This window comes from Pseudomonas sp. 05T35 (genome assembly GCF_056396605.1).
Genome location: NZ_JBFTLU010000139.1, coordinates 1 through 10,301, shown reverse-complemented (window position 1 = coordinate 10,301; position 10,301 = coordinate 1). Strand labels below are relative to the sequence as shown.

The following is a 10,301-nucleotide window of genomic DNA, read 5'->3' as shown; positions in this document are numbered from 1 at the left end:
AACTTGAGCAGCTCACCACCGACCACGAGCGGGCGCGAGGTGGCCGGCGTCATCGCGGGCAGTGGAAGGATGTTCATGTCGCCGGTCATCAAGTCACACCCTGTCGAAATTGCCCTCTTGAGAGTAGGACATGACATGTATAATGCCGCCCGTCTTCGGGAGGCGTGTCAAAAACATCGCAATTGTTTGACGCAGCTCTCTAGAACAGGCCGTCAATGCATCTATGCTGCATCACTTTAACGGCCGCTCCATTGCCGACTTGAACCGTAAAGGCCCGTGATCTCTTGACCAGCCCTCTACTAGAAGCCGTAGCGCTCGCCTGTGAGCGAGACTGGCGGATGCTCTTCGAAAACCTCGAGTTGCGTCTGGGCCGCGGTGACATGTTGCAGATCAGCGGCCCCAACGGCAGCGGCAAGACCAGCCTGCTGCGCCTGCTTGCCGGTTTGATGCAGCCGACCAGTGGCCAGGTATTGCTCAACGGCCAGCCATTGAACACGCAACGCCCGGAGCTGGCCCACAACCTGTTGTGGATCGGCCATGCCGCCGGAATCAAGGACCTGCTGACCCCTGAAGAGAACCTCAGCTGGCTGTGCGCGTTGCATCAGCCGGCGACGCACGAGGCGATCTGGCAGGCGCTGGCATCTGGGGCAGTGGGCCGTATGAGTGTTTTTGCACTGTTGGTCGCCCGTGAGGCGCGTTTGTTGTGTCGTCGTCCTGCCGAGCTTGTCAACCCTCTCGTGTTCTTCGCCATCGTTGTCTCAATGTTTCCATTGGCGGTCGGACCTGAGACACAATTGTTGCAAACCTTGTCACCGGGGCTGGTCTGGGTCGCGGCCCTTTTATCGGTTCTGCTCTCGCTGGACGGGCTTTTCCGCAGTGATTTCGAGGACKGATCCCTTGAACAGTGGGTCCTTTCGTCGCACCCCTTGCCTCTTCTGGTTTTGGCAAAGGTGCTGGCACACTGGGCGTTTTCCGGCTTGGCACTGGTGTYGCTTGCCCCGTTATTGGCGTTGATGCTCGGTTTGCCTGCCGCCTGTCTGCCGGTTTTGCTCTTGTCGCTGTTGCTCGGTACACCGGTATTGAGCTTGCTCGGTGCGGTGGGCGCGGCGCTGACGGTCGGATTGAAGCGCGGCGGTTTGTTGCTGGCGTTGTTGATTCTGCCGTTGTACATCCCGGTGTTGATTCTCGGCAGTGGCGCCTTGCAGGCAGCCTTGCAGGGTATGCCGGCAACCGGTTATTTGCTGTGGCTTGGTAGCCTGACCGCCCTGGCGATAACCCTGACACCCTTTGCAATAGCCGCTGGCCTGAAGATCAGCGTCGGCGAATAATGAGGTCTGGTTAAATTTTAACCAGTAAAGACCCTGRTTCTTTGTGATGGCGAAGAACAACCGTGATGGAAACAGCAATGAACTGGACCTGGTTTCATAAGCTCGGCTCGCCCAAATGGTTTTACGGCATCAGCGGCAAACTGCTGCCCTGGCTGAGTGTCGCGGCGTTGCTGCTGATCGGCGTCGGCGTGGTCTGGGGCCTGGCCTTCGCGCCGCCGGACTACCAGCAAGGCAACAGCTTTCGAATCATCTACATTCACGTACCGGCCGCCATGCTGGCGCAGTCCTGCTACGTGATGCTGGCGGTCTGCGGCATTGTCGGGCTGGTGTGGAAGATGAAACTGGCGGACGTCGCCCTGCAATGTGCAGCGCCGATCGGTGCCTGGATGACCGCCGTGGCGCTGGTCACCGGAGCGATCTGGGGCAAACCGACCTGGGGTTCGTGGTGGGTCTGGGATGCACGACTTACGTCCATGCTGATTCTGCTGTTTCTGTACTTCGGTCTCATTGCACTGGGCAACGCCATCAGCAATCGTGACAGCGCGGCCAAGGCCTGCGCGGTGCTGGCGATTGTCGGCGTGATCAACATCCCGATCATCAAGTACTCGGTGGAGTGGTGGAACACCCTGCATCAGGGCGCCACCTTCAGCCTCACCGAAAAACCGGCAATGCCGGCCGAAATGTGGCTGCCGTTGCTGCTGACGGTGCTGGGTTTCTACTGTTTCTTCGGCGCCGTGCTGTTGCTGCGCATGCGCCTTGAAGTGCTCAAGCGCGAAGCCCGTGCCAGCTGGGTCAAGGCCGAAGTACAAAACAGCCTGGAGGCCGCGTAATGAGTTTTGCTTCATTCGGCGACTTCCTCGCCATGGGCCATCACGGTCTTTATGTCTGGTCGGCTTATGGCATCTGCCTGGCGGTACTGGCTCTCAACGTGGCTGCGCCGATCCTGGCCCGCAAGCGTTACCTGCAACAAGAGGCGCGCCGTCTGCGCCGGGAGAACAGCAAGTGAATCCGCTGCGTAAAAAGCGTCTTGTCATTATTTTCGCGATCCTGGTCGGTGTCGGCGCAGCTGTCGGCCTGGCCCTCAGTGCCTTGCAGCAGAACATCAACCTCTTTTACACACCGACCCAGATCGCCAATGGCGAAGCCCCGCAAGACACGCGCATTCGTGCTGGCGGCATGGTCGAGAAGGGCTCGCTGCAACGCTCCGGCGATTCGCTGGACGTGAAATTCATCGTCACCGACTTCAACAAATCCGTGACCATCACCTACCGCGGCATCCTTCCGGACCTGTTCCGCGAAGGGCAGGGCATCGTTGCGCTGGGCAAACTGAATGCAGACGGCGTGGTGGTGGCTGACGAAGTGCTGGCCAAGCACGACGAGAAATACATGCCGCCGGAAGTGACCAAGGCGCTCAAAGACAGTGGTCAATCCGCTCCAACACCCGCGAAGGAGGGTTGATCCATGACCTCAGGCATCTTCATTCCCGAGTTGGGCCATCTGGCGATGATTCTCGCCCTGTGCTTTGCCGTCGTTCAGGCCACCGTGCCGTTRCTCGGTGCCTGGCGCGGTGACCGCATGTGGATGGGCCTGGCCCAGCCAGCGGCCTGGGGCCAGTTCACCTTTCTGCTGTTCGCCTTCGGCTGCCTGACCTACGCCTTCATGACCGATGACTTTTCGGTGGGGTATGTCGCCAACAACTCCAACAGCGCCTTGCCGTGGTACTACAAATTCAGCGCGGTGTGGGGCGCCCACGAAGGTTCCTTGCTGCTCTGGGCCTTGATTCTCGGCGGCTGGACCTTCGCCGTGTCGATCTTCTCCCGGCAACTGCCGCAGGTCATGCTGGCTCGCGTGCTGGCGGTGATGGGCATGATCAGCACCGGTTTCCTGCTGTTCCTGATTCTCACCTCGAACCCGTTCGCACGGGTTCTGCCGCAGATTCCCACTGACGGTCATGACCTCAACCCGTTGCTGCAAGACATTGGCCTGATCGTTCACCCGCCGATGCTCTACATGGGCTATGTCGGTTTCTCGGTGGCGTTCGCCTTTGCGATTGCGGCCTTGCTTGGCGGTCGACTGGATGCGGCGTGGGCTCGTTGGTCGCGGCCCTGGACCATCGTCGCCTGGGCTTTCCTCGGTATCGGCATCACCCTCGGCTCCTGGTGGGCCTACTACGAACTCGGCTGGGGCGGCTGGTGGTTCTGGGACCCGGTGGAAAACGCCTCGTTCATGCCTTGGCTGGTCGGTACGGCGCTGATTCACTCGTTGGCGGTGACTGAAAAACGCGGTGTGTTCAAAAGCTGGACTGTGTTGCTGGCCATTGCCGCGTTCTCGCTGAGCCTGCTGGGGACCTTCCTGGTGCGTTCCGGTGTGCTGACCTCGGTGCACGCGTTTGCCTCGGACCCTGCGCGGGGCGTGTTCATCCTGATTTTCCTGCTGTTTGTGGTTGGCGGTTCGCTGACGCTGTTCGCCCTGCGCGCGCCGGTAGTCAAGAGCCATGTCGGCTTCAACCTGTGGTCGCGTGAAACCCTGCTGCTGGGCAATAACCTGGTGCTGGTAGTCGCGGCTTCGATGATTCTGCTCGGTACCTTGTATCCGCTGGTGCTCGATGCCCTGAGCGGCGCCAAGATGTCGGTCGGCCCGCCGTATTTCAATGCGTTGTTCATTCCGTTGATGGCGTTGCTGATGGTGGTGATGGCCGTCGGTGTGCTGGTGCGCTGGAAAGACACGCCGGTGAAATGGCTGATGAACATGCTGACTCCGGTGTTGCTCGGCAGCGCTGCTTTGGCGGTCGTCGCCGGGATCGCTTATGGCGACTTCAACTGGGCCGTGCTGGCGACCTTCATGCTTGCGGCCTGGGTGTTGCTGGCCGGTGTGCGTGACATTTTCGACAAGACCCGCAACAAGGGCCTGATCAAAGGCCTGCCGAGCCTGAGCCGCAGCTATTGGGGCATGCAGGTTGCGCACCTGGGTATCGCGGTGTGCGCCTTGGGTGTGGTGCTTTCGAGCCAGAACAGCGCTGAGCGCGATTTGCGCCTGGCACCGGGCGAGTCGATGGACCTTGCCGGTTATCACTTCATTTTCGAGGGCGCCAAGCACTTCGAAGGACCGAACTTCACCTCCGACAAAGGCACTATCCGGGTGATCCGGTCGGGCAAGGAAGTCGCGGTGCTGCACCCGGAAAAGCGTCTGTACACCGTACAGAACTCCATGATGACCGAAGCCGGCATCGATGCCGGTTTCACCCGCGATCTGTACGTGGCGCTCGGCGAGCCGCTGGAGAATGGCGCCTGGGCCGTGCGCGTGCACGTCAAACCATTCGTGCGCTGGATCTGGTTCGGCGGTTTGCTGACAGGTTTCGGTGGGTTGCTGGCGGCGCTGGATCGTCGTTATCGGGTCAAGGTGAAAAGTCGCGTGCGTGAAGCGCTGGGCATGACGGGAGCCACTGCATGAGACGTTGGTTAATGGTGTTGCCACTGGCGCTGTTTCTGGTGGTGGCGGTGTTTCTTTACCGGGGCCTCTACCTGGACCCGGCCGAGCTGCCCTCGGCGATGATCGGCAAGCCGTTCCCCGAGTTTTCCCTGCCGGCCGTGCAAGGCGACAAGACCCTGACCCGTGCTGATCTGCTGGGCAAACCGGCATTGGTCAACGTCTGGGGCACCTGGTGCATTTCCTGCCGGGTTGAACACCCGGTGCTGAACAAGCTGGCCCAGCAGGGCGTGGTGATTTATGGCGTCAACTACAAGGACATCAATACCGATGCCTTGAAGTGGCTGGTCGAGTTCCACAACCCATACCTGCTGGATATCCGTGACGAGGCGGGCTCCCTGGGCTTGAACCTCGGCGTTTACGGCGCTCCGGAAACCTTCTTCATCGACGCCAAAGGCATCATCCGCGACAAGTACGTCGGGGTGATCGACGAAGTGGTCTGGCGCGAAAAACTGGCGGCCAAGTATCAGGCGCTGGTCGATGAGGCCAAGCCATGAAGCGCTGGATTGCTGCCGCCGTACTCGGCCTGAGCATGGCGGGTGTCGCTCACGCGGCCATCGACACTTACGTGTTCGCCAATGACGCCGAGCGCGAGCGTTTTCACGAACTGACCAAAGAACTGCGTTGCCCCAAGTGCCAGAATCAGGACATTGCCGATTCCAACGCACCGATTGCCGCTGACCTGCGCAAAGAGATTTTCCGCATGCTCGGCGAGGGCAAGGACAACCAGCAGATCATCGACTTCATGGTCGACCGCTATGGCGACTTCGTGCGCTACAAGCCAGCCCTGAACGGCAAGACCGCGCTGCTGTGGTTTGGTCCGGCCGGGTTGTTGCTCGGTGGCGTGCTGGTGATCGCCTTGATCGTCCGTCGCCGTCGTGCCGAGCGCACGGCAGGTCAAGACACGCTTTCTGTTGATGAGCGCAAGCGCCTCGACCAACTGTTGGATAACACCAAGAATGATTGATTTCTGGCTTGCTGCAGGTCTGCTTCTACTGGTTGCCCTGAGTTTCTTGTTGATCCCGGTTCTGCGTGGCCGTCGGGCCCAGCGTGAAGAGGATCGTACCGCGCTGAACGTGGCGCTTTATCAGGAACGCGTGGCTGAGTTACAGGCTCAGCAGGCCGAAGGCGTGCTTGATGCGACACAAATGAGCGCCGGCCGTGACGAAGCGGCTCGTGAGCTGCTGGCCGATACCGAAGGTGCCGACACGGGCCGGGTTTCTCGTCTGGGCAAGCCGTTGCCTCTGCTGGCAGCGATCCTGGTGCCGGTGTTGGGCCTGGGGCTGTACCTGCATTTCGGCGCCAGTGACAAGGTCGAATTGACCCGCGAATTCGCCCAGGCACCGCAATCGATGGAAGAGATGACCCGTCGTCTCGAACGCGCTGTGGCGGCGCAACCGGATTCGGCCGAAGGCCTGTATTTCCTGGGTCGTACCTACATGGCTCAGGACCGCCCAGCGGACGCTGCGAAGATCTTCGAGCGCACCGTGGCATTGGCTGGCCGTCAGCCTGAATTGCTCGGCCAATGGGCCCAGGCGCAGTACTTTGCCGACAACAAAAAGTGGTCGGAGAAGATCCAGGCGCTGACCGACGAAGCACTGAAGGCCGATCCTAAAGAAGTCACCAGCCTTGGATTGTTGGGCATCGCGGCTTTCGAAGGCGAGCGTTATCAGGAGGCCATCGACTACTGGGGGCGTCTGTTGGCTCAACTGCCACCCGAAGACAACTCGCGCAGCGCGCTGGAAGGTGGCATTGCACGGGCAACCGAAAAACTGCAAGCGAGCGGCGGTACTGTCGCCAAGACGCCTGTCGTAGCGGCCAAGCCGGTAGCGCTGCTGAAAGTGACGGTTGATCTGGCGGCGAACGTGAAAGCCAAGGTACAGCCAGGTGACAGTGTGTTCATTTTCGCTCGCGCCACTTCAGGCCCTCCGGCGCCATTGGCAGCCAAGCGCCTGACCGTTGCCGACCTGCCAGCGACCATTGAGCTGGGCGATGCCGACGCAATGATGCCGCAATTGAAACTGTCGAACTTTCCTGAAGTCCAACTGGTCGCGCGCGTATCTCGTGCCGGCCAGCCGACTGCCGGTGAGTGGGTCGGTCGCAGCGAGCCTTTGGCCAGCAGCACTACCGCGCCGCAACAATTGACCATCGACAGCCCAGACAAATAATCAGGAATCCGCTATGACCGCCATCGCTCGTATCACCCTGCTCAGTCTAGTCTTGGGGTTAAGTGCATGTGCGGTCCAGCCGCCGTCACATGAAGAGCGGTTGCCGCCCATTCCGTCATCGTACCCAGGCAGCAAACCGACGACCGCCCCTGGCAAACCGGTGACCCCAAACAAACCTGGYAAACCGCAGCCGCGCACCTCGGCAAGCTTTGCCCCACCGCCGGGCGGCAACAGCCATTGGGATGCGAAACTCGGCGTCTACGTTCTCGACAACCAGACCGACACCTTCTACCGCCAGCGCACCTACTACCGCTGGAACAACGGCTGGAGTCGCAGCATCAGCCCGAACGGTCCGTGGGAAGAGATCGACATCCATGGCGTACCGCCAGGATTGGGCAAGCAATACAGTCAGTAACGAAAACGGCGACCCAAGGGTCGCCGTTTTGCATTGTGCGCCAGGCGTGGCATGCAGGTTGAAACTGGCACGAATAGTGATTACTCATTGGTTGACGATTGTTGAACAATCTTGAGGCGATGAGTATGAGCAGCGGACTGTCCCTGGCTGACCACATCACACTGGAGTTGCGTGCCGACATCATTGGCGGTCGTTTGCTACCAGGCCGGGCGTTGGTGGAAGGCGATCTGGTGATTGCCTACAACGCCTCGCGCAATACCATCCGCGAAGCGCTGCACCGCTTGGGGCAGGAGGGCCTGACCCTTTATGTCCGAAATAAAGGCGTGATGGTTCGCCAGCTCGGCGCCGATCAGGTGCGCGACCTGTTTCAGGTCCGACGCACGCTGGAGCTACAGGCCATCAGCGCCAGCCGACCGCTGCGCGAATACCAATCCGATCACATGATCGACGCCATTGAAGCCGCGCAGTTGGCCCGCGAGCGTGAAGACTGGCGGGCTGTCGGCACCCACAGCCTGCGTTTTCACCAACACATTGTCGGTTTGTTACGCAGCCCGCTGTTCGATGAATTCTTTACCAATGTCGTTGCGCAACTGCGCCTGGTGTTCAGTGCGGCACCTGACGAGTCCCGCTTCCAGGCGCCCTGGCTTGAGCGCGACCGGCACATTCACGACTTGCTGGTCGAGGGCGACAAGCCCGGCGCTTACGACGCCTTGAGCGACTATCTCGACGATTCCGAACAGCAATTGCTTGAGTTGTTCAACCATCCTTCCCGTCATTGATCGAGGACTCATGCCATGTACAAAGACTATCCCGCGGCTTATCAGGTCAGTAAGGGTTCGGCGTTGCAGATCGATAAAGCCTTCTACGAGCGGATCCGCGATACACCGGCCGCGCGCACGCTGATCGAGCAATTTGAAGTGCCGATCCGCACCGGCCGCGCCTGGCACGTCCCGGCGGGGCATGTGTTTCGTGTGACCACACCCGTGGGCCCGCAAGTGGGAGACTTCAACGTCTGGAATGCCAACGACCCGCGCGAGCGGCTGTGGGCTGCGCGGACCCGGCAATTGCAGGGGGCTCATGTCAGCACCCATGACCGGCTGTGGTCGAACCTGCCTTTTCTGCGGCCGCTGGTGACCATCACCGACGACAGCCTGGCCAACTATGGCATCGACGAACACGGCGGACGTCTGCACGATCTGCTGGGCACGCGCTGCGATCCCTATGTGAACAAAATGCTCACCGGCGAGGACTTCCATCACCATTGCCATTCGAACCTGACCCGCGCCGTGTTACCTCACGGTCTGACCGAGTTCGACGTGCATGACGTGCTGAACATCTTTCAGTGCACGGGGCTCAACCACGACGATATGTATTTCATGAAGGCCTGCCCGGCGCAGAAGGGCGATTATCTGGAGTTCTTCGCCGAGATCGATCTGCTGTGTGCATTGTCGACCTGCCCGGGGGGCGATTTGTCGCTGCCGATGTGGGGGCCGAATGCGCAGGACCCGTTGAGCGTCTGCCGGCCTTTGGGCGTGGAAATCTATCGTTTGGAGGAAACGTTGCTCGACGGCTGGAGCCAGCCTGAGCGGGCCGCGTACAAGGGGATGCACGGCTTGCATATCGCCAAAGCCGAGTGGGAGAAGTAGAGAAGTTTTTGTGGCGTGGGAGCAAGCTCCCTCGCCACAGTTCAGTCAACGATCTTTCGCATCCTTGGCGTCCGCTTCGGCGTTGCGCTCAGCGACGCGTTTACGTTGTTCGTCGGTCAATTCCACTTTGTTCGCAGTGTCGCGCAGCAACATCAAGCCACCGACGATCGATCCGATAGCAACCACCAGAATCAACCAGGCATACCAGGGCATAGGGTTCTCCTTCAGGACAGGTGTTGGCGCGAATGGTTTCGCGTCAACGCCGTGCCTATCCATTTTGAGTCACGGCGTTTCTCTATGGTTCCATTCTAGGCCTGTTCTGCCTGGGGCACCTCATCAAAGACCGGTCAGCATCGCATCTGCCGGTGCATCGGCACGCAATTGCGCTGTCAGCAGGAAGTAGACAAAACCGACCGCCATGAAGCCGAGGAAGATCGCCCCGATCAGCGCGTTGAACCAGGCCATCGCCACCAGGCACACCACCGCCAATGCCAGGGCGGTCGCCGGTATCAGTGGGTAGCCGGGCGCACGGAAAGTCCGTTCCAGGTTCGGTTCGGTTTTACGCAGTTTGAACAGGCTCAGCATGCTCATGATGTACATCACGATAGCGCCGAATACCGCCATGGTGATCATCGCGGCGGTCAGGGTCATGCCACTGAGGTTGATCAGCCCGTCGCTGTAAATGGCCGCGATGCCGATCAGGCCGCCAGCGATGATTGCCCGGTGCGGGGTCTGGAAGCGCGACAGCTTGGCCAGGTAGGCCGGCAGGTATCCGGCGCGGGCGAGGGCGAAGAACTGTCGCGAATAGCCAAGGATGATCCCGTGGAAGCTCGCCACCAGCCCGAACAGGCCAATCCACACCAGCATGTGCAGCCAGCCGGAGCTTTCACCGACCACGGCTTTCATCGCTTGCGGCAACGGATCGTTGATGTTCGCCAGGGTCCGCCAGTCACCCACGCCACCGGCAAAKAACATCACGCCCATGGCCAGCAATACCAGGGTCAGAATGCCGCTGATGTAGGCCTTGGGAATCGTCCGTTTCGGGTCCTTGGCTTCTTCGGCGGCCATGGCCGCACCTTCGATGGCGAGGAAGAACCAGATGGCGAAGGGAATCGCCGCGAACATCCCGGCGATGGCCGGTCCACCGAATGCATCGGAGCCGGCCCAACCATTGAGGGCGAAATTGCTGAAGCTGAATGCCGGGGCAACCACGCCCATGAAGACCAGCAACTCGATGACTGCCAGCACACACACCACC

At 60.3% G+C, this 10,301-nt stretch carries 13 protein-coding genes and 1 pseudogene; 12 read left to right on the top strand and 2 right to left on the bottom strand.

Annotation, left to right across the window (positions count from 1 at the left end; genetic code table 11):
- Positions 1 to 338: 338 nt before the first annotated feature.
- The 12 genes and pseudogenes from AC1DH9_RS13185 to AC1DH9_RS13130 all read left to right on the top strand — a co-directional run.
- Positions 339 to 641 (top strand): annotated as a pseudogene (locus tag AC1DH9_RS13185) (ATP-binding cassette domain-containing protein); the annotation flags it as partial.
- An 18-nt stretch (positions 642 to 659) separates the two neighbouring features.
- Positions 660 to 1,328: a heme exporter protein CcmB gene (gene ccmB / locus AC1DH9_RS13180; protein WP_477808269.1), complete on the top strand. Its 669-nt coding sequence runs from the start codon at positions 660 to 662 to the stop codon at positions 1,326 to 1,328.
- Positions 1,329 to 1,405: 77 nt separating this feature from the next.
- Positions 1,406 to 2,158 carry a heme ABC transporter permease gene (locus AC1DH9_RS13175; protein ID WP_054596312.1) on the top strand — a complete coding sequence of 251 codons (753 nt, stop codon included), beginning with the start codon at positions 1,406 to 1,408 and terminating at the stop codon, positions 2,156 to 2,158.
- Entirely contained in the window at positions 2,158 to 2,334 is a 177-nt protein-coding gene (gene ccmD, locus AC1DH9_RS13170) for a heme exporter protein CcmD (RefSeq protein WP_019692354.1), read from the top strand. Before AC1DH9_RS13175 ends, ccmD begins: the two co-directional genes overlap by 1 nt.
- Positions 2,331 to 2,786, top strand: coding sequence for a cytochrome c maturation protein CcmE (gene ccmE / locus AC1DH9_RS13165; protein ID WP_427529977.1), 456 nt, complete (start codon positions 2,331 to 2,333; stop codon positions 2,784 to 2,786). Before ccmD ends, ccmE begins: the two co-directional genes overlap by 4 nt.
- Before the next feature lie 3 nt (positions 2,787 to 2,789).
- Positions 2,790 to 4,778: a heme lyase CcmF/NrfE family subunit gene (locus AC1DH9_RS13160; RefSeq protein WP_427539005.1), complete on the top strand. Its 1,989-nt coding sequence runs from the start codon at positions 2,790 to 2,792 to the stop codon at positions 4,776 to 4,778.
- Positions 4,775 to 5,311: a DsbE family thiol:disulfide interchange protein gene (locus AC1DH9_RS13155; RefSeq protein WP_019692351.1), complete on the top strand. Its 537-nt coding sequence runs from the start codon at positions 4,775 to 4,777 to the stop codon at positions 5,309 to 5,311. The genes AC1DH9_RS13160 and AC1DH9_RS13155 overlap by 4 nt, the downstream gene beginning before the upstream one ends.
- Positions 5,308 to 5,781, top strand: a complete 474-nt coding sequence (locus AC1DH9_RS13150) for a cytochrome c-type biogenesis protein (RefSeq protein ID WP_427539001.1) — start codon at positions 5,308 to 5,310, stop codon at positions 5,779 to 5,781. The genes AC1DH9_RS13155 and AC1DH9_RS13150 overlap by 4 nt, the downstream gene beginning before the upstream one ends.
- Positions 5,774 to 6,982, top strand: a complete 1,209-nt coding sequence (ccmI, locus tag AC1DH9_RS13145; protein WP_427538998.1) for a c-type cytochrome biogenesis protein CcmI — start codon at positions 5,774 to 5,776, stop codon at positions 6,980 to 6,982. Before AC1DH9_RS13150 ends, ccmI begins: the two co-directional genes overlap by 8 nt.
- Positions 6,983 to 6,995: 13 nt before the next feature.
- Positions 6,996 to 7,397: a hypothetical protein gene (locus AC1DH9_RS13140; RefSeq protein ID WP_427529987.1), complete on the top strand. Its 402-nt coding sequence runs from the start codon at positions 6,996 to 6,998 to the stop codon at positions 7,395 to 7,397.
- A 125-nt stretch (positions 7,398 to 7,522) separates the two neighbouring features.
- Complete coding sequence (locus AC1DH9_RS13135) at positions 7,523 to 8,176, top strand: GntR family transcriptional regulator (RefSeq protein WP_427538995.1); 654 nt, start codon at positions 7,523 to 7,525, stop codon at positions 8,174 to 8,176.
- 15 nt (positions 8,177 to 8,191) lie between these two features.
- Positions 8,192 to 9,043: an urea carboxylase-associated family protein gene (locus AC1DH9_RS13130; RefSeq protein WP_427538992.1), complete on the top strand. Its 852-nt coding sequence runs from the start codon at positions 8,192 to 8,194 to the stop codon at positions 9,041 to 9,043.
- Positions 9,044 to 9,088: 45 nt separating this feature from the next.
- On the opposite strand, the gene AC1DH9_RS13125 is transcribed toward AC1DH9_RS13130, so the two are convergent.
- Both AC1DH9_RS13125 and eat read right to left on the bottom strand, forming a co-directional pair.
- Positions 9,089 to 9,256, bottom strand: coding sequence for a DUF2897 family protein (locus AC1DH9_RS13125; RefSeq protein WP_427538990.1), 168 nt, complete (start codon positions 9,254 to 9,256; stop codon positions 9,089 to 9,091).
- 123 nt (positions 9,257 to 9,379) lie between these two features.
- A partial coding sequence (eat, locus tag AC1DH9_RS13120; protein WP_477808268.1) for an ethanolamine permease occupies positions 9,380 to 10,301 on the bottom strand: 922 nt, incomplete at its 5' end.